The sequence below is a fragment of the Photobacterium panuliri genome (assembly GCF_059920555.1).
Window position 1 is genome coordinate 942,050 of sequence record NZ_CP197192.1, and the last position, 20,100, is coordinate 962,149.

The following is a 20,100-nucleotide window of genomic DNA, read 5'->3' on the forward strand; positions in this document are numbered from 1 at the left end:
CCGATCTCACAAAGGGTAGAGGTTATGGTTGCCGCCGGCCATTGCCAGCGCACCATCCATGGCATCGCCTTGAGGGATGGCAATGCATTTCTGTAATGGCGGGATCAGCCACGGCTTGATCCGTTCCGCAATACTGCCCATCAAGCAGATTTGGTCTGCGCCGCGGGCGCGCAGAGCCTTCATCCACATTTCGATGTCCGCAGCCGTTTGGTTCAGTAGCTCGATGGCTAGCCCGTCCCCGAGGGAGGCGTACTCGAATATTTCCGGTGAGAACTTGCCGTAATCACAAGGTCTGGCTGACTTAGACCATTCGACAATCGAATCAATATCGTTGTTGAAGTGCGCAAGGATATAAGCCGCCAGCGGGGTGATAGTGCGGATCCTGTCATGGGCCAGCAATACCTGTTGGATAAGGCGAAGCCCCATAACAGCACCGCCGCCTTGATCGGAAATCGGGAACTCACGGCCGCCGACGATATGCTGTTCGCCCTGATGGAGGAAAATGCCGCATGAGCCGGTGCCGGCTATCAAGATTGCACCGTCTTTGCCGCCCCAGGCTCCGAGGCAAGCGCCATAGGCATCGGTATTGAGAGTGACTTTGGCATAAGGGTGCGGCTGGGCCATAAAGTCGTACCATGCGGACTTCTGCTCGGCACCCGCCAGAGCAAGGCCGACAGACATTGCGGCAAAGCTTGTTTGATCTAGGCCGGCATGGGTTGCGGCAGTGGCAATGGCTTCGTTGATCGATGCCATGGCGATATCGGCGCCAAGGAGAATGTTAGCGCTACCGGTTTTGGCCTCGCCGAGAAACGTGCCGTTGGTGTCAGTGATCCTTGCGCGGCAAGAGGTGCCCCCTCCGTCCACACCGACAAAATAGCGGATAGAGTTAGTCATTGTTTCGCTCCTTGAACTGTAGAGTCACGGCCAGTAGATACCAAGCCGCATGGGGGATCCATTGCTCTCCCCAACGCCAGTTTTGCAAGATATCCTGATGGTGAGGTGCCGGATTGAAGGCGATATCTTGTTCGTTGTCGAACCCCGAGGTGATGCCGTTGCATATCCCGCCGCGGGCATTGGTAAAGCCAAGTTCTGGCAGGTAATCAGGGTTATTGCGGCCATGACCGTCAAGCATAGACATATCGAATGGGTTCAGGCCGATAATCCAGTCCAGCAGCTTTTGGCCGTAGGCTTTCAATTCGGGTTTCAGAGGCTTGCAGGCGGTGTTGCCTGCGGCCAGAAATGCCATGCTGGCCAATGACGCAAGGCGGGCGTTTTCCCCTTGCCACCAGTAACCCGTTTCGTTGTTGTGAGGAATGAAGAAAGCCAAGTGTTTTTGGCCATCGACCGCCTTAACGTACTGTCTTGGGTAGCCGAACGGATTACTGACTGCGTTGGTAATATCAAGCTCAAAGGCAACGGCATTGGCAATAACCTCACCGATAGCGTTTTGCTGTTCTTGATCAGGCTCAATGGCTTGGTATTGGATCAGGCTGATCACCGGCAGGCCGGCTTCTGCGGCGTGGAAATATGGCCGGCTGCCGTCACTGTTGGCTGCCCAGTAGTGGCTCTGGTTACTGTCGCTCATTTGCCTGTTGCTCAGGCGGCTTGCCCAGTGACGGGCCTGTGCAAGGTAATCATGGTTGCTGGTGGCGCGGTAGATCTCGACGGCGGCTAGCAACGCACAATACTCATCAATAATATTCTCGGCCTGATCATCGAGGTACTGGCTATTGCGCTCTACAAGGTGCCAGTAGCCTTTTTCGGCTGCGGCTAGATACGCAGCGGCTTGGTTAGCCGGATAGTCCAAACGCTTGGCTGTTGCGCCTGAAAGGGTTCGGCTGGCCGCAGCGAGGGCGGCAATAGCAATACCACCACCTTGCCGAAAACCGGCTTGGTACTGATTGGATTTGTCGCCGCTTTGGTGGGCGTAGGCACAAATTTCGCGCTGGCTGGTTTGTTTGCTCCACTTATCAAATACCGTCATGTAGAAGAAACCTTGCGGAGATTGCATCCGTAGCAGGAAGTCGGCTCCGAAAAGGGCTTCTTCTAGCAACCGGATACGGCTGAAATCGGCAAATGCCTCTTCATGTTCCAGTATTTCGAAGGATGCAAGCATGTTCCAAACCACCATCGGAATTTGCTGGGGGTTGAAGTAGTTGCTGAATGACAAATGGCTGAGGTACTTACTGACATCACCGGATGCGTCATACCAGCCACCCCGTGCATCAATGGTAGCGTCTGAGCCGAAAAGCGGTGCTTGTTGGTCGGCTAGATCGAACTTGCCGCCGCAGCGCTGTGATTTGAAATAGTGCAGAACATCGCTGAAAGTGCGATCCATCAACAGCCCATCGGCAACCATAAACGGTGCGGATAAAACGTCACCAACACGGATTTGGTATTCCCCGCACTCGGTGAGTGCGGAGAAATCAACGGTATAAGTGAGGCCTGTATGCCATTGGTCGACAGGACCACAGGCCTCAAGAGGCAGCTGCATCACTGGCTGTTGGCTGCGGGCACAGAGTAAATCGGCGTTGTGTGCATCGACAGGTAATGCCGATTGGACAACCGCGTGTTTGTGGCCGAAGCGCTCATAGCCTAGGTGGTTGGTTAACAGCTGCATTTTTCCTCCATTAGTTTTCGTATAGGTAGCAGCGGACAAAGTGATTGTCAGATAGCTGCGTTACGCCAGGTAGTTTCTCGCGGCACTTATCGGAAGCGTGCGTACAACGGCCGGCAAATGGACAGCCTAGGCTCTCTGGTGTCCAGAGAGGGATTTCCCCTTTGTTGCCCTTGAGTTTTTCGTGAATGGATTTTTTCGGATCCGGAACCGCAGAAACCAATAGTTGCGTATATGGGTGCTGAGGATCGTGGATGATCTCTTCAGTATCTCCCCACTCAACCATATGGCCGACGTACATCACCGCCAAGTCCTCGGCGATGTAGCGGGCTGTCGCGATATCGTGGGTGATATACAGCAGCGCCATTTCGCGTTCGAACTTCATCTCTTCCATTAGGTTGAGGACACCGGCACGAATAGACACATCAAGCATTGATGTCGGCTCGTCAGCCAGAACGACCTCTGCACCAACCGCGATGTTACGAGCCAGGTTGACACGCTGACGCTGTCCGCCGGAGAGCTGGTGCGGGTACTTGGCCGCGGTCTCTTTCGGCGGGATCAGGCCAACTTGCTCAAGCAGGCTGTACACACGGTCCTCAAGCTCTTTCTGGTTGCCCTTGCTGACCTTGTTGTGGATCAGCAGCGGGCGAGCGATATGGTGGAAAATGGTGTGGGTTGGGTTCAGCGAGCCGAACGGGTCCTGCCACACCATCTGGATGCCCTGACGGTACTCCATCAGATCCGCCTTCTTCTCGATGGTCGCAATATCACGCCCGCGGTATTCGATATGCCCCGCCGTCGGTGCATACATCTTGGCGATCATCTTGGCTGTGGTTGACTTGCCTGAGCCTGATTCGCCTACCACGGACAGGCCGCGGCTTTTGTACATTTTGAACGACACGTCGTTGATCGCGCGCATCTTTGATTTTTTCAGCGAGTTGCTGTTTACAGAGAAATCCTTGACCAGGTTTTTCCCTTCGATAATTGGTTGTCCGATTGGCTTGCTCATAGTGCTTCCTATTTCTTATTCCGTCTTAACTGCTCTTGTTGAATAGGTGGCAGTTACTGAAACGTCCTGGCTCAAGTTGACGCAACTGTGTTGCTTGTCTGAAGCAGGCATCATGGGCTTTGCTACAACGGGCCTGGAAGCGACAGCCGGTAGGGACTTCCAGTAGGTTCAGCGGGTTACCAGGGATACCTGTCAAACGTGTTTTCGGGCCAGTTAGAGGCGGGAATGAGCTTCCCAGACCTTCGGTATATGGGTGGAACGGGGTTTCTAGGATCTGCTTGGATGGCGCGACCTCGACCAGTTCACCCGAGTACATGATGCCGATGCGGTCGGAGAACTCGACCATCAGTGACAAGTCATGGGTAATGAACAAGATAGAGAACCCGAATTCCTCTTTCAGGGCGTAGATCTTCTGCAGGATCTCGCGCTGTACCACCACGTCAAGGGCCGTTGTCGGCTCATCCATGATGATCATTTTAGGGTTGAGAGCCAAAGCGATGGCAATTACCAGACGCTGGCGCATACCGCCAGAGAACTGGTGCGGGTAGTCACGCAGGCGATCTGGGTGGATATCGACGATTTCCAGCAGCCCTTGCGCACGGCGGACAGCCTGTTCACGGCTCATGCTGGTGTGGCGCATGATCACGTCGCAGAACTGCTCTTCCATGGTCAGAACCGGGTTGAGGGCATTCATCGCACTCTGGAAGACCATGGAGATCTGGCTCCAGCGGAACGCCGTCATCTGATGCTCGTTGAACTTCAGGATGTCACCGTGACCGTCGAAGATAACCTCGCCACCGGTAATGAACGCTGGCGGCTTATGAAGGCGCATCAGCGAGAAGGCAACAGTTGACTTACCACAACCTGACTCGCCAGCCAGGCCGAAGACTTCCCCTTTACCGATGTCAAAACTTACGTTGTTTACCGCGCGGACATCGCCCGCGTCGGTAATATAGTCAACACACAGGTTGCGGATTGAAATTTGTGGGTTTGTCATTACTTCTCTCCCCCTTGAAGGGCTGGCTGAGGCTCAATCGTTGCCTGAGCTTGTTTCTGGTTTTCTTTGGCCATGTTCTGCCAGCGACGCATGCCTTTGTGCGAGCGAAGCTGTGGGTTGGCGATTTCATCGACGGCAAAGTTAAGCATTGCCAAGCCGATTGCAATGAAGGTTAGGGCCAAACATGGAGCAAGCAGTTCCCACCAAGCGCCGACCAGCATGGATGATGAGGTCTGGACGTTGTAGAGCATGACACCCCAGCTGATGGAGTTCGGGTCACCCAAGCCAAGGAACGACAGGGTGGCTTCGGTCATGATGGCAAGCATGACCGAACCGATGAAGCTTGCGCCGACAATGGAGATTAGGTTCGGCAGGATTTCGACGAAGATAATGCGGACTGAGGACTCGCCCAGTACTTCGGCAGCCTTGACGAACTCTTTTTCACGCAGAGACAGGGTTTGGGCGCGTACAACACGGGCACCCCATGCCCAGGAGGTCATCCCGATCACGATGGCGATGGTGAGCGGGCCCGCCTGGCCGATAAAGGCCGCGATAACGAACAGCAATGGCAGCTGCGGGATAACCAGCATGACGTTCATGGCCGCCGACAGAATGTCATCGACACGACCACCGAAGTAGCCAGCAGAGACCCCGATCACGGTGGCTAGGAAGCAGACCATAAAGCCTGCACCGAAGCCTACGGCAAGTGATGTGCGAGCGCCGTATACCACCTGAGACCATACGTCACGTCCCATGCGGGTTGTTCCCATGACGTGCTCTGCGTCTTTTGACATCCGCAAAGTACGTTTGCTGTCAGCGAGGTTGGTGGCAACCCAGCCGTCAGGGTTGCTTTGTGCCGCTTTGACCACGAATGCTGGGTATTCGTGCGGGTTGCCTGTACGTTTGTCCGGTGCGAACTCGGTCAGTAGAGGTGCAAAGATTGCACTCAAAATGAAGATAGCGATGATACCTAGGCCAAACATAGCTTTGGCATTACCTGAGAGTAGCTTGATTAGTCCTTTCATGATTATTTGCCTCCCTTGCGTAGGCGAGGATCCAGAGCAACGATAAGAATGTCAGCCATGAAGTTGAAGAACAGCATGAACATAGTCATGATCAGCAGCTGGCCTTGAAGTACTTGGTAGTCACGAGTATTGATGGCATTGAGCAGCACAGTGCCAAGGCCCGGGTAGTTGAAGATCATTTCGATAATCAGCTGGCCACCGATGGCCATACCAATTGCCATCGACAGGGCGGTAACACTTGGCAGCATCGCGTTACGTGCGGCGTATTTGAAGACGACGCGGTTTTCACTCAGGCCCTTACCTTTGGCCATGGTGATATAGTCTTCGTTTAGCAGGTTGATCATGTTGTTACGCATGTTGATCAGGAAGCCGCCGATTTGGATGATAGTGGCACAGAACAGTGGCAGTACGGCGTGGTAACCAACATCAAGGTAGAAATCCAGACTGGTCCAGTCAGGGGTTGTACCAGGGGTATAAGCATAGGTAGACGGGAACCATTTGGTACCGATAGCAAAGGTATAGAGCACCAGCATAGCGACTACTACCGGTGGAACAGCCTGTACAACCATCATCCCCGGAGAAATGAATGCGTCATATTTGCTGCCGCGTTTCCACGCTGCGAAGACACCAAGGCTCGAGCCGATACAGAATGCTAGGATTACCGCTGTACCGGCAAGGAATAGCGACCAGCCGACCGCGTTGCCCAGTACATCGTTAACCGTTTGCGGGTAGGTCTGAATTGAGATACCAAGATCCCAAGACAAAATCCCTTTCAGGTAAATTAGATACTGTTGGTAAATCGGGCCATCAACAAAGCCCAGCAGCTCTTTCATTGCTGCGATACGTTCTGGGGTCACCTGTACCGATGCATTGGCAAACATCATGGTGACTGGATCCCCTGGCATTGCCCGGGGAATGATAAAGTTAATTGTTACTGCGAACAGCAGCGCAATCCCATAAAAACTAAGCCTGCGTATAAAAAATCCCATAACTCACACCTTAAATTATCCAGTTACTCCAACCAGATTTCAGACACACTCTTCCCTGACCACTGGCCATTGATTCTATCTAAGGGGGGAAGGTTGAAAGGGCGGTGCGCAAGGTGCGCACCGCAAATCGCGAATAATTACGCTTTAGGTTTTAGGTCAAGTACTTGCAGTAGACGCTCTTGGGTATTGGTGATTGGCATTGGACGTCCTTTCGGATTTTTCTCGTTCCACCAACCAGTGAAGCGTGCTGTGTTGTATTGAGATGTGTAAGCACCAGACATTACAGGGATAGTTACTTGGTTCTCTGCAATGATCTTCTGGATGCCGTGAGCGATCTCAAGCTGCTCATCACGGTCTGCTGTCTTGTAGAAGCCATCTAATAGCTTATCTAGCTGCTCGTTCTTCCAGTAGTGTAGGGCGAAACGAGGCATACCTTCGTTAGACATGAAGCGTGAGTGGTACGCGCTATCCCAGTAGGTGTATGGATCTGCACCGTGGAAGTAGTTGGTGTAAGCCACGTCATAAGTCGCGTCAAGCATTGCCTGATTGTACACTGAGAAGTCAGGTGTGCTGGCTTTCGCCTTGATGCCGACTTCCTGAAGCATTTCAACACTTAGCTGTACTGTGTTGTTGAAGTCTGTCCAACCGTTTGGTGATTGGATAGAAAGCTCGATCTGCTTGCCAGTTGGCGTTTCAACAAAGCCATCGCCGTTGGTGTCTTTGTAGCCAGCTTTCTTAAGAAGTGCTTTGGCGTTTGCAACGTTGTAAGTCATGAATGGCTTGTATTTCTCGTACACGCCGTTGTCAGACCATGAAGCAAATGCCTGGCCCAGACCAGATGCGTAGTCGTTCACTACACCGCCGCCGTAGAATGCGATGTCGATGATAGTTTCACGGTCGATAGCCATAGAGAAGGCGCGACGGAAATCAATATCATTGATCGCTTCGTGGTTACCCTTGTTAGGCGTGTTGTAGTTCAACATGAATGCCTGAGTACCGCCAGCTGGGTACCAGTACTTGTTGTTAGGATTCGCTGCTGCGTATGTGCTGTCCACATCAGGAATGAAAGCGTAAGACCAGTCGAACTGACCGCTTAGTACCTGACCTAGGAACTGGTCGTTACCGCCAACCTGAGGCAGGCGTAGACAGTCAACGTCTAGGTTAGCGTTATCCCAGTAGTTAGGGTTACGGCATTGGGTGTATAGCTGAGGAGTGAACGTGTCGATTTCTGTGAACGGACCAGTACCAACAGGGTTTTCGTTGGTGAAGCGCGTTGGATCTTTCACTTTGCTCCATACGTGTGCAGGAACAACAGCCACTTTAGAAATCAGGTAAGGAACGTTAGAGTTCGCTTCAGTTAGGCTGAAGGTTACTTTGTCGCCCTGTGCCTTCACGCCTTTCAGACGGGCATTGATACCGGTACGGTCAAGCTCTGGGTGTTTCTTAAGAAGGTCGAATGTGAACGCAACGTCTTTCGCAGTGAAAGGCTTACCGTCAGACCACTTCACGCCATCACGAATTTCGAAGGTGACGTTCATTAGGTCATCAGTCATGAAGTAGTTCTTTGCAAGACGCATGACTGGCTCATTGCCTTTCAGCTCGTTGAACACAACCAATGGCTCGAAAATGAAGTCATAGGTAGTGTCTAGCTGAGTTTGTAGGTACGGGTTGAAGTTACGTACAAAGGTTGGGTAGAACTTAGGTACCATTGTTAGCTCAGTGCGATCCGCAGCTGAAGCCACTGGGGCTGTTAACATTGTTGAAGCTGCTGCTACAACGGCTAGCGCTAACTGGGTTTTCTTTATATTGGCAAGCATAGCTGTTCCTTACTCTTTGCTTTTAGTTTCACTTGTTTGGAAAAAGCCCGTCTTAGTATCGACATCAACGGGGTTGCAGACCCTACTTTGTTCAAGCGGTGGAACATTCCCGAACAAATGGCCTTGTAGGCTCTGTGTGCCCTAAGGAGACTCCTGATTGTCAAAACGGTCAATCAGGTTTCTCGTTAAAAACGTTAAATTCTTAGCCGGTACCGTCAAAAACGTAAATTTCGGACTGTGATCTGACTCGAAACTGGCGATCTCCTGTGCTGGATATCACGTTTATAGGTTTGACACTAAAGTCTGTTTCATTTCTTTTTGTAAAATATTTAATTATAAAACAATAACTTAAAATCTTGGTTTGTGGCGAGAATGCAACAAGTGAGTTTTCTATGGTTATTTGCCTGCGGAAAATTTTTGCCTTGGATTTGTTGTGATTGGCTTCTCATAACCTGAAACATTTCAGCGTTATGGCCGTTATCTACGGGGTTTGTCGACAAATCGGTGTGTTTTTGAACACTGTCTAGAGGGGGTAGGAAAGCGCTTTTTTCCGTTTTTGGGGTATTAATTTGGGTCGAAAAAAAGCCCGTCAGAGACGGGCTTGAAAGAGAGGGGACATGGGCGCAGAAGTGGGCTTAGCGGCTATTGACTGATGAGCTGCTGAAGTCGCTCTTTGGCCTGATTGAGCTGCTGTTGCGCCGGAGAGGATGCCGGGCAGCGGTCCAAAACAAAATCTACGGTGCTAAGTACGTTACGCCAGCGCGGGGTCTTGGGTAGACTCTCTAAGTGGAGGTACTTATCAAGGGTCCGAGTTTGTAGGGTGCTTCGATCAAGGTACACCCGCCACAGCCCGCTTTCTTCGGCTAGGTCAAACTTTGTTTTTCCGGTGCAGGTTTCCCAGTGCTTGAGGGTTTGCTTCATGACATCAACAACCAGATCGCGCATGGTGTCTTGCTTGCTTTTGCCCCCGTCTCCCAGCTTGTTGGCAATATTCTGAAATTCGTCTCCTAAGTGGCGGAGTTTCTCTAGGTTGCCCTTGTCGCCATTGAAGGCATAGTCGGAAAGGACATCAACAGCATTCTCTAGCACTTCAATCCGGTGGCTGTCAGTTTGGCCTTGGTTGTCGAAGATGAACATCCGTTGTAGGCCAGAGGCTTCCGGCAAGTTGATGACGTCAGTATTGAGCGTTGTGAGCGAGTCGCCAATCCGGAACATCAGTTCGCCGTGGAAATGGTGCAGAGTGTGGATATCCTCCGGCAGGTGGGTAGCCAGAATATCTTCGATATGGTGGCGTTCGATATGTTCGGGTGAGCGATTAAACAGTTTGCCGGCAGCACTGTTCGCATAGCGAATCCTTCCTCCACTCTGGATGCAGATAATAGCTTCATTGGTGGACTCCAACAGCCCGAGCAGGCGGCTTTGGGTCTCTAGCAGGCCAGCCTCGACAGCCTCGCGGCGGGCAATTTCCTCGGCTAGGCGTTGGTTCTCCCTGCGCTGGATCTCGGTTTGTCCCGCCTTGAGATGGGCGCCTATACGGGCAGTGAGCTCCTCTTTGTTGAATGGCTTGGTGAGATAGTCATTGGCCCCGGATTCGAATCCGCGGATCCGGTCCTGCACCTGGCCAAGGGCCGACAGCATGATGACCGGCAGCTCAGTCATGCTGTAGCGTTGGCGAAGCTGCTCGCAGACTTCATAGCCGGACATATCCGGCATCATGATATCGAGCAGCAACAGGGCTGGTGGGTTTTCCTCGATCATTTTGAGCGCCTGCGGGCCGCTTTCTGCCGTTGCAACGCGGTATCCTTCGAGCCGGAGGAAGTTCTTCAATACCTGCAGGTTCACCGGCTCGTCATCGACAACCAGCAATAAATCACCGTCTGGGTTTTCCGGGATATCATCAATATCATTGATTGCCGTTTCGCAGTTTGGAGCCTGAAAATGCTGGTTGCGGCTGTTGAGCTGGCTCTCGGCGATTTCTTGCTTTGAAGCAAGGTTGAGAGTGAAACTGAATGTGGTTCCAATCATCGGCTGGCTGCTGACATAAAGCCTTCCCCCCATTAATTCAATGAGTTGTCTGCTTATTGACAGTCCAAGGCCAGATCCCTGACGGTACTGGGCCGAGTGGGTATTGGCTTGGGTCAGCGGCTCGAAAATATGTTCGAGCTGATCGGGCGGGATCCCCTGTCCGGTATCGACGACCTGAATCCGTAGCTGGTTTTCCAGCATGGTGGCAGACAAAATAATTTTGCCTTCAGAAGTGTATTTGATGGCATTGCCCACCAGATTATAAAGGACTTGTTCCAGGCGCTGTTCGTCGCCGGCAATCGGTGGCAGGTCATCAGGGATCTGATTGATAATTCTGACTGGTTTGCTGCCAAGCAGGTGCCCGGACAACTCAAGCACCAGACGGACGGCCGAGGCCACGTCGACGGCTTGTTTTTGTATATCCATGTCGCCGTAGCGCATTTTGTGGTAATCGAGCAGATCGTCCACCAAGTTGGTGAGACGCTGGCCGCTGTTGATCATGATTTCCAGCTGGCGTCGCTGGGAGCGCTGGACGGGGCCATTGGCACCAGCGAGCAGCGACTCTGCGATACCGACCATGCCATGCAAAGGGGTGCGGAGTTCATGGGAGGTCGTCGCGAGGAACTCATCTTTGAGCTTGTCAGCAGTTTGCAGCTCATTGTTCTTTTGCTGAATAAGCTGGAGGTTGTGTTCAAGCTTGGTGTTCTGCTCACGGATCAGGATCATTTTTTCCCTGATTGATGATTGCATCCGGGCAAAGCTGATTGCCAGTCGGCCGATTTCATCGCTGCGGTCGGTACTTTCTATTTTCTGATCCATATCTCCGGCCGATACGCGTTCGGCGGCCCAGGTCAGACGCAGCAGAGGGGCTGTGATCGAGTTAGAGAGCCAGTGCGAGGCGATAATCACCAGAATAATTGCCGTTACCATCGCGACGAGGAATATGATTTCTAGCTGGTGGATCCGAGCAAAGGCTTCTTTTTCCGGCAATTCCACAACCAGCGCCCATTCGCTCCCCATGATTTTGACCGGGGAAAAGGCACTCAGTACCGAGATACCGCTGAAGTTGGTAAAACTGCCGACACCGTGGTTGCCCGACAGCGCCTGATCAATACTTTGGCTTGAATAGGTTTTGGGCTCGTTGGCAGTGGCTGGCAGCCGAGAGTGGTGATCTTGGCCGACTAACAGGGTCTGGACTGAGTGGGCCCCATTGCTGGTGGTCCCAAGCAACTCGCTGATGACATGGTTGTCGAGCCGGAAGAAGACATAGCTATGCAGGTACCCCTGTTGAATAATGGGGGCGGCAAACCAAGCGGCAAGATCTTGCTGCCCAGGCTCCGTGCTGAAGTCAGTAAAGACAACTGGGACCTGATCCGGCTCGTTGCTGCTACTTTCGGTTTTGGCCTTGATAGCGGCAAAGGTCTTGCTCAGGGCCGGATAGGGCTGCGTCGTTTGATCCAGGTTGATACTGAACATCTCGGGGGTGTAAGCGGAATAGACAATATTCCCTTTTAGATCAACCAATAGGATATCACTGAAGTTCGAGCGTTTGAGGTACTCGTCGTAAGCCCAGTTGTAGCGCTTATACATCAGTCGGTAGCGTTCATGACCGACATAGTTGCTGGCGGTCTGGGTCAAGTTGCTCTTGGTCGTCAGTGTTTCGCTGAAATAGCGCGCCCGACCTGTTTTGCTGAGCTGGGCATTTATGTCGCCGAGCTGGTGATATGCCCCTACGAGCCCGTAGAAACGCCCGCCGCTGGCATTGGCGAGTTCCGAGCGGGCAAAGCTTTGTACTTCTGATTCCCGTGCCGTAAAGAAGTCACTGAGCTGTTTTTTCTGATTGTCCAGCAAGGAGGCCAAGTGATTGGTGCTTTGTTGGACCAAGTCGGTGCTGTGCGATCGGAGGAAGAAAAGCGCAGAGAGGATAAGGGGGGTGATACTGAGAACCAGAAAGGCCAACATCAGCGTATGCTGAAGACGTTTGAAGCGAGTAGTATTCTGCATTCCTGTGCCTGAATTACCAGTGAATTTATGGTATTAACTTTTTGATTAATATTGATATCTAGGTGATAGCTTCCAACGCCAAGATTGACGGAATTAACGGAAGGCGCCGGGCCGGAGGAAGCAATATACCCTTATACGGAGTTTTTTTTTGCAGGCAAGGAAGTGATGATTGAAGCGTGTGCCGCCACACAAAATTGACGGATTTAACGGTAGTTTGAGGGTTATTTAACCCAGATGGCCAGGTCGGTAGTAAAACGCCGGTATGAATACCGGCGTCTTGGTTTATTTTTTTGCGGCGTAAATACAGAACTTATTGTTTTTGGCCACAGTGTTGCACTCACCCAGGCTTGCCTCGATCAGCGGCGGGTACTGCAGGAAGCTGTTGGCGACGATAAGCAGTTGGCCTGCATCAGTCAGGTACGCCGGTGACTGGGCGATGAAGTCTTCCGTTGCCGCATAGAAGGTTTTCAGCCCGGCATGGAAAGGCGGGTTGCTGATCAGATAGTCGAACGCTCCGTCAATATTGGCAAAAACGTCGGTCGGACGGAAGTTTGCCTCAAGCTGGTTGGCTCGGAAAGTTTCTTCTGCCGATGCAATCGCCAGGGCACTGATATCGCACAACGTCAGCTCGATCTCAGGGTTGTTGGCTTTCATTACCGCACCGATAACGCCGGCACCGCAGCCAAAGTCGAGGACGCGGCCGGATAGAGAAGGTAGGGTCTCAAGTAGCAGCTTGGAGCCTAAATCCAGCTCGCCATGGCTGAATACCCCCGGCAGGGAGCGGATAGTCAGTTCAGTATTCGCGACTTTGATCGGGTAGCTGCGGAACCAGTCTGAGATGGTAAATTCCGCAGGGGCATTGTCACAGCGACCCCAGTAGAAACTGCAGCGGCGGGCTGAGTCGTATTTGGTCAAGCTGCCGTAGTCGGCAAACAGTTTTTCTGCACTTCGCACACCACTGCGGTTTTCCCCGACGATACAGATTTCTGTCCCCGGTCCGAATTTTGCCATCAGCATGGCAAGCAGGTACTCGGCCTCAGCCTTGGCCTTCGGCCAGTACAGCAACACCATGTCGATGTCGGCCTCTTGCTCGAAGCAGGCCCCGAATACGGCGGTTAGTGCCGGGTGCTTGGCAAGATTGAGGTATGAACCGTAATTGGTCGTAAACACAGTTACCGACTGTGCGACCCGAGTCAGCTCGATCGGGAAGGTATCAGACAGCTCTCCGGCAACCAGTACTTTACGGTTGTCAAAGAACTCGATTTGGCGGGCAGCCACTTGGCTTGCAGCGCTGTAGGTCATAACGGCCTCGGGTAGAATCATCGGTCATTTGGGGCGCGAATTGTTCCACAAATCACGCCCTAAGGAAAGCCGGGGGAGTCCCCGGCCAGTGGTAGCCAATCAGTTCTCGTCTTGATGGCGGAGAAAGTCTTGGAATTCCACCTCGTAGAGTTTGAATAGTACCAGTGTCACGGCAAAAATAATTGGGCCGTAGATCAGGCCGATCAGGCCGAAGACATTGAGGCCGCCGATGATCGAGAAGAAAATCAGCAGGGTGCTCATGCCCGAGCTGCCCTGCATCAGTAATGGCCGCAGGAAGTTGTCGATAGAACCGACGACTATCGCGCCCCAACCGGCAAGGAACAGCGCCCATTCCCACTGCCCGATAAGCAGTAAGTAAAGGCTCGCAGGTAGCCAGATCAAGGCGGTGCCGACAACTGGGATCAGCGAGGCGAACGCCATCATCGAGCCCCAGAAAAGCCCCGGGAAGCCTGCCATCCACATGGCGAAACCACCGGCAAAACCTTGGGCAAGTGCGGTCAGAAACGATCCCAGCACCGCTGATTTAGCCACTTTTTCCACTTCGTTGAGGACGGCATCTTCTTGGCTGCGCGATAGCGGCAGGACATGGCGGATTGCCGAGACAATGCTGTCATGATCGCGGAGCAGGAAGAACAGCACAAACAGCATCAGCATGAAGTTGACAACGAAACCTGTGGCATCGCCGAGGAACTTGGCACTGACATTGAGTAATTGGGCGCCGAATTTGGAGGCCATCCCGGCGATCTTCTGCACCATCGCTTGGGTGTCCAGCGGTTCGAAAGGCAGATACTTATCAAGGAATGCCAGCAGCTTGACCACATAAGGGTGGGACAGTACATCGTGTACCCCGCCGTTGGTCAGCCAATCATAGCTGGTGCGCGAGAAGGTCGTGCCCTGATGGAGGATGGAGCTGAATACCACAAGCATCGGGATGACGATGATCACCGTCAGCATGAAGCACGATAGTACCGCCGACATATTCGGGGAGCGGGGCATCAGGCGGTCGATCCGGCAGTGGAGCGGGTGGAACAACAACGAGATGATAAATGCCATCACAATCGGCCCGAGGTAGGGAGCGATAAGTTGGTAACTGGCGTAAGCGGCGAGGCCAAGTGCAAGCATCAGCACCCAATGGCGCGATTCCACTTTAAATGGCTTGGGCACAGCGGTATCCTTCTGAGCGGTTAAAGTTTTTTGTGGTTAAGATTACAACACCCCGGCAAGAAACAGGTAATCAATTCGCTGTATTCCCGGGGATTATTTCTACGAAGGGTGGATGATGGGTTGCTGTGACTGCGGTTGTGATGACAAGAAAAAGCGGCGGATCCCCTTGGCCGTCTGGGTTTTGGTTGCCCTTGCCGCGATGGCTCTGGTCTTCTGGCAAGGTTGATAACAAAAAAAGCCGCTCATTGTGAGCGGCTTTGTCGATTCATGGCCGTGGGCCTTATTTTGCTTCCGCTGCCAGTGCGGCAAAGGCAAACTCGGCAGCCTCAAGAGTTGCTTCGATTTCCTTGTCGCCGTGAGCCAGCGAGGTAAAGCTAGCCTCGTAAGCCGATGGTGCAAGGTAAACGCCCTTTTCAAGCATCAGGTGGAAGAAGCGCTTGAAGCGTTCCACATCACACTTGGCTACGTCGCCGTAGCAGGTCACGCTTTCTTGATCAGTGAAGAAGAAGCCGAACATGCCGCCGACCTGGTGCGTGATCATCGGGATACCGTATTTGTCAGCCAATGACTGGAAGCCTTCGGCAAGACGCTGGGTAATATTGGCCAGACGGGCCTCGTTGCCTTCTTCGGTCAGTACGCTCAGGCAGGCATAACCTGCCGCCATCGCAACTGGGTTGCCCGATAGGGTACCAGCTTGGTAAACCGGGCCGGTCGGTGCGATGTATTCCATCACGTCGCGGCGTCCGCCGAAGGCACCAACAGGCATACCGCCGCCGATGACCTTGCCCAGCGTTGTTAGATCAGGCTTAACGTTGTAGTAAGCCTGCGCACCGCCTTGGGCCACGCGGAAACCGGTCATTACCTCATCGATGATCAGCAGCGCGCCGAACTCGTCACAGATAGTACGCAGACCTTCAAGGAAGCCCGGTACCGGTGGAATGCAGTTCATGTTGCCGGCAACTGGCTCGACGATGATACAGGCAACCTGATCAGGGTTCTCAACGAATGCTTCGCGTACCGAGTCAAGGTCGTTGAATGTGCATGTCAGGGTGTGCTTGGCGAAATCTGCAGGGACACCCGGAGAGCTTGGCTGGCCAAGAGTCAGTGCGCCAGAGCCGGCTTTTACAAGCAGGCAGTCGGCGTGGCCGTGGTAGCAGCCCTCGAACTTGATGATCTTGTCGCGGCCGGTGAAGCCACGGGCCAGACGGATTGCACTCATGGTCGCCTCGGTACCCGAGCTCACCATACGGACCATTTCCATTGACGGAACCAGCTTGGAAACTAGCTCGGCCATGGTGATTTCCATTTCGGTCGGTGCGCCGAAGCTCAGGCCCTGCTGGGCGGCTTTGATAACAGCGTCGCGGATTGCCACGTGGTTGTGACCCAGGATCATCGGGCCCCATGAGCCAACGTAGTCGATGTAGGCTTTGCCGTCAGCATCGAAGATATAGGCGCCGTCAGCACGATCGATAAACAGCGGGCTGCCGCCGACACCGGCGAATGCACGTACAGGCGAGTTAACGCCACCAGGGATCGTTTGTTGCGCTTTGGCAAATAAATCAGCGGATTTGCTCATCGGGGTATCCTGTTATTGACAATGTCCAATGTGAACTTCGGGCATTGTACTAGGGTCTGGCAATGTTTCAAAGTTGCTACGTCCTAGGTGTGACCGTACACGGGGCGCACAAGGATGCAATGCTAGTTTCCAACAATGGTTATATTCATTTTTCTTCACAGGGACTATCCTTTTATCAGATTGCCCTTGTCCAATGATGCCAGCCCAGCAGCTAGCCAGCGGCAGGAGGCAGACTCCATCTAGTCCCGGCTCCGGGAAAACTCTCAAAAATGTGCGGCTAACTCATGACTGATATAAATCAAGGCACTCCTGCGTCTGAACGTTTGCAGCCTAGCGGGCTGGTCAGGCGGTTCCTTTCTCGGGATAAGACCCCTGTTTCGGTACTTTTCCTCTCTGCATTGGTAGGGGTGGGGGCCGGGCTGTTGTCGACCCTGTTCGAGATTTGTGTGCATTGGATTTCCGAACAGCGCACCGAGTGGCTCCGGGCCGAGTTCAGCAGTATGTTGCCGCTGTGGTTGTCCGCTTTTTTGATCAGCGCCTTACTTGCCCTGTTGGGGTATTACCTCGTGCACCGTTTTGCGCCAGAAGCTGGTGGTTCAGGGATCCCCGAGATTGAAGGGGCGATGGATGATCTGCGCCCGGTTCGCTGGTGGCGGGTGCTGCCGGTGAAATTTATCGGCGGCCTCGGGGCGCTGGGATCGGGGATGGTACTAGGCCGCGAGGGCCCATCGGTTCAGATGGGCGGCAATATTGGCCGAATGGTGTCAGATATGTTCCGCTTGCGTGACAAGGAAGGCCGCCATGCCTTGCTTGCCTCAGGGGCGGCAGGTGGTCTGGCCGCGGCCTTCAATGCGCCGTTGGCCGGGATTATGTTCGTGGTCGAAGAGATGCGGCCGCAGTTTCGCTATAGCTTGATTTCCATCAAGTGCGTGATGATTTCGGCGGTGACTGCCAATCTTGTATTTCGGAGCCTATCCGGCCAGGAGGCAGTGATCTCCATGCCACAGTACGATGCGCCAGTGCTGCGCTCGCTGTGGTTGTTCCTGCTGCTCGGTATGGCCTTCGGGGTCTTCGGGGTTGTGTTCAACAAATTGGTCACCTTGACTCAGGATATGTTCGTCAAGATCCACCGCAACAACCGTCGCCGCTATCTGATCACCGGCAGTGTGCTTGGCGGGGTATTTGGTCTGCTGCTCTTGTATTTGCCAGAGCTCACCGGTGGCGGTATCGCCTTGATCCCAAGTGCCACGAATGGCGAGTATGGGGTGGGCCTGTTGTTCTTGCTGTTCGTTGCCCGTGTCGCAACGACCTTGATTTGTTTCGGTTCGGGAGCACCGGGGGGGATTTTTGCCCCGATGCTGGCCTTGGGAACCCTGTTCGGTACTTTCTTCGGTGCCGTTGCCCAGCACTATTTCCCTGATTTGGGGCTTCAGCCAGGTATGTTTGCCATTGCCGGTATGGGCGCGTTGTTTGCCGCGACGGTAAGGGCGCCGATCACCGGTATCTTGCTGGTGATCGAAATGACCAATAACTACCATTTGATCCTGCCGCTGATTATTACCACTTTGGGGGCAACCATGCTGGCCCAGGTGCTCGGCGGGCAGCCTATTTACTCTCAGCTGTTGCATCGGACGATAGAAAAGGAAAAAATGGCCCACCGAGAGCAGTCGGAGGCGGTCAATACTTGAACGTATTACTCAGGTATTAGATAATCACCGCAATGACCCAACGTATATGAGAGGTTTTTAATGAGCGATGCCAACTTGCCGCTGAATTTTTCCGATGTTGCAGCGAACAAGGTCAAAACGCTGATCGCCGAGGAAGAAAACCCGGATCTGAAACTACGCGTCTATATCACTGGCGGTGGTTGTAGCGGTTTTCAGTACGGTTTTACTTTTGATGAGAAAGTGAATGACGGTGATACCACCATCGAGAAATGCGGTGTGACATTGGTTGTTGACCCAATGAGCCTGCAGTACCTGATCGGCGGTACCGTCGATTACACCGAAGGTCTGGAAGGTTCGCGTTTCTTCGTGAACAACCCTAACGCCACGACTACCTGTGGCTGTGGTGCATCGTTCAGCGTGTAAGTCGTCCCTACCGGCTTGACGATAATACAAAAAAACCGCCCTCGGGCGGTTTTTTTATTGTTGTACGCAAGTCAAATGCCCAACGCTAGCTGCGGTTGTTGATGAGCGGGCTGTTGTCGGCAATCAGCTGGCTGAATTGGTTGAGTTGGGCCAGTCGCTCGTTGGCATACTCAATGAATTTGCGTTTCTCCTGCCCTTTAAGCGAGCGAGCCTGCGGCAGTTTTACTGTACGCGGGTTCTTGTGGACGCCATTAACCAAAAATTCGTAGTGCAGGTGAGGGCCTGTTACCCGTCCGGTTCCACCTAGCGTGCCGATCACCTGTCCCTGTTTCACCCGCTGGCCAGTTTTGACTTTGCGTTTGGTCATATGGAGGTACTTGGTAATGTAGGTCGAGCTGTGGCGGATGAAGACATAGTTGCCGTTGAATTTGTTGTAGGCAGATTTCATTACCACGCCATCACCGGCGGCCCAGATCGGCGTGCCTACCGGGGCGACGTAGTCGGTGCCGCGGTGGGCGCGGACTTTGCCCGTCACAGGGTGGAGGCGGCGAGGGTTGAAGTTCGAGCTGACGTAGCGGAAGTTGATCGGCGAGCGAAGGAAGGCCTTGCGCATTGCACTGCCGAATTGGTCGTAGTACTTGCCATCTTCACTGCGGATGGCGGTGAACGTCTGGCCGAGGTTGGTAAAGGTCGCGGCAATGATATCACCTCGGCCGATGGCCTCGCCTTCAACGAATTGCTCTTCGAAAAGTACAGAGAAACTGTCCCCTTGGCGGATATCAAGGGCGAAGTCGATATCCCAGCCGAAGAGCCCGGCGATCTCCATGATTTGGTTGGCCGTCAGCCCGGCTTTGTCGGCAGCACTCCAGAAGCTACTGGTGATCACCGCTTGGGCGAAATTGAGCTGGGTATCGACCTTCTTCGACTCAACCTTTGAGAAATAGCTGTCAGCAGTACGGGTGACGACAAGGGTTTCAGTGACGCTCTTGGGTTGGATAAGCTGGATCAGTTCGTTGTTCTCGTCAAAGCCGAAGCGTAGCTTATCGCCCGGGCGCAGGTCGGTGAGCCCCTTGGTTCCCTGATCGGCATTAACCAGACGGTAGAGTGTGCTCGGACTCAAGCCGACTTTGTCAAAAACCACGGCTAGACTTTCGCCTGATTTTATCTTGTGCTCTTTCCAGGTTAGGGACGGGACGAGTGGCGTTTCATTGTTTTCCATTGGCCGCATTGCCAAGGCAGAATGGTCGATATCGAGCGGATAAAGCTTGCCTATTTCAAATTTTCGCTCGGGTTGACTTCGGCTTTCGTTGTTTGGCCAGAGCATCAGCAAAACGATAACCGTACTGAGCGAGGCAATAAGAAGTTGGTGCATCCGTGGCAACCGGCGGAATATCGATATCGGCATGAGTGGTTTTTTTACGATTTCGGAAAAAATAGGACCCCTGTAGTCTAACTGGTTTCAAA

General features: G+C 53.2%; 14 protein-coding genes. 2 read left to right on the forward strand and 12 right to left on the reverse strand.

What is annotated here, in order from left to right:
• Positions 1 to 6: 6 nt before the first annotated feature.
• The 11 genes from ACSF8X_RS04640 to hemL form a co-directional block, all read right to left on the reverse strand.
• Positions 7 to 894, reverse strand: coding sequence for a glucosamine kinase nucleotide-binding domain-containing protein (locus tag ACSF8X_RS04640; protein ID WP_500850795.1), 888 nt, complete (start codon positions 892 to 894; stop codon positions 7 to 9).
• Positions 887 to 2,620 carry a glycoside hydrolase family 9 protein gene (locus tag ACSF8X_RS04645; RefSeq protein WP_500850796.1) on the reverse strand — a complete coding sequence of 578 codons (1,734 nt, stop codon included), beginning with the start codon at positions 2,618 to 2,620 and terminating at the stop codon, positions 887 to 889. The genes ACSF8X_RS04640 and ACSF8X_RS04645 overlap by 8 nt, the downstream gene beginning before the upstream one ends.
• A gap of 10 nt (positions 2,621 to 2,630) precedes the next feature.
• On the reverse strand, positions 2,631 to 3,626 hold the full coding sequence (locus ACSF8X_RS04650) for an ABC transporter ATP-binding protein (protein ID WP_047879625.1): 996 nt from the start codon (positions 3,624 to 3,626) through the stop codon (positions 2,631 to 2,633).
• Positions 3,627 to 3,651: 25 nt separating this feature from the next.
• Positions 3,652 to 4,623 (reverse strand): ABC transporter ATP-binding protein, encoded by a 972-nt coding sequence (locus tag ACSF8X_RS04655; protein WP_047879626.1) that lies wholly within the window; start codon positions 4,621 to 4,623, stop codon positions 3,652 to 3,654.
• Positions 4,623 to 5,648, reverse strand: coding sequence for an ABC transporter permease (locus ACSF8X_RS04660; protein ID WP_047879627.1), 1,026 nt, complete (start codon positions 5,646 to 5,648; stop codon positions 4,623 to 4,625). The genes ACSF8X_RS04655 and ACSF8X_RS04660 overlap by 1 nt, the downstream gene beginning before the upstream one ends.
• 2 nt (positions 5,649 to 5,650) lie before the next feature.
• Positions 5,651 to 6,637, reverse strand: coding sequence for an ABC transporter permease (locus ACSF8X_RS04665; protein WP_047879628.1), 987 nt, complete (start codon positions 6,635 to 6,637; stop codon positions 5,651 to 5,653).
• 137 nt (positions 6,638 to 6,774) lie between these two features.
• Positions 6,775 to 8,454 (reverse strand): ABC transporter substrate-binding protein, encoded by a 1,680-nt coding sequence (locus ACSF8X_RS04670; protein ID WP_500850797.1) that lies wholly within the window; start codon positions 8,452 to 8,454, stop codon positions 6,775 to 6,777.
• Between the two features lie 642 nt (positions 8,455 to 9,096).
• Entirely contained in the window at positions 9,097 to 12,483 is a 3,387-nt protein-coding gene (locus tag ACSF8X_RS04675; protein ID WP_500850798.1) for a hybrid sensor histidine kinase/response regulator, read from the reverse strand.
• Between the two features lie 282 nt (positions 12,484 to 12,765).
• Positions 12,766 to 13,785 carry a 16S rRNA (guanine(1207)-N(2))-methyltransferase RsmC gene (rsmC, locus tag ACSF8X_RS04680; RefSeq protein ID WP_500850799.1) on the reverse strand — a complete coding sequence of 340 codons (1,020 nt, stop codon included), beginning with the start codon at positions 13,783 to 13,785 and terminating at the stop codon, positions 12,766 to 12,768.
• 99 nt (positions 13,786 to 13,884) lie between these two features.
• Positions 13,885 to 14,970 (reverse strand): AI-2E family transporter, encoded by a 1,086-nt coding sequence (locus tag ACSF8X_RS04685; RefSeq protein WP_047879631.1) that lies wholly within the window; start codon positions 14,968 to 14,970, stop codon positions 13,885 to 13,887.
• A 280-nt stretch (positions 14,971 to 15,250) separates the two neighbouring features.
• Positions 15,251 to 16,546, reverse strand: a complete 1,296-nt coding sequence (gene hemL / locus ACSF8X_RS04690; protein ID WP_047879632.1) for a glutamate-1-semialdehyde 2,1-aminomutase — start codon at positions 16,544 to 16,546, stop codon at positions 15,251 to 15,253.
• A gap of 284 nt (positions 16,547 to 16,830) precedes the next feature.
• On the opposite strand from hemL, the gene clcA reads away from it, so the two are divergent.
• Positions 16,831 to 18,234, forward strand: a complete 1,404-nt coding sequence (gene clcA / locus ACSF8X_RS04695) for a H(+)/Cl(-) exchange transporter ClcA (protein ID WP_500850800.1) — start codon at positions 16,831 to 16,833, stop codon at positions 18,232 to 18,234.
• A 60-nt stretch (positions 18,235 to 18,294) separates the two neighbouring features.
• Positions 18,295 to 18,636 (forward strand): iron-sulfur cluster insertion protein ErpA, encoded by a 342-nt coding sequence (gene erpA, locus ACSF8X_RS04700; RefSeq protein ID WP_047879634.1) that lies wholly within the window; start codon positions 18,295 to 18,297, stop codon positions 18,634 to 18,636.
• An 85-nt stretch (positions 18,637 to 18,721) separates the two neighbouring features.
• On the opposite strand, the gene shyC is transcribed toward erpA, so the two are convergent.
• Positions 18,722 to 20,041 (reverse strand): peptidoglycan DD-endopeptidase ShyC, encoded by a 1,320-nt coding sequence (gene shyC, locus ACSF8X_RS04705; protein ID WP_047879635.1) that lies wholly within the window; start codon positions 20,039 to 20,041, stop codon positions 18,722 to 18,724.
• Positions 20,042 to 20,100: the final 59 nt, after the last annotated feature.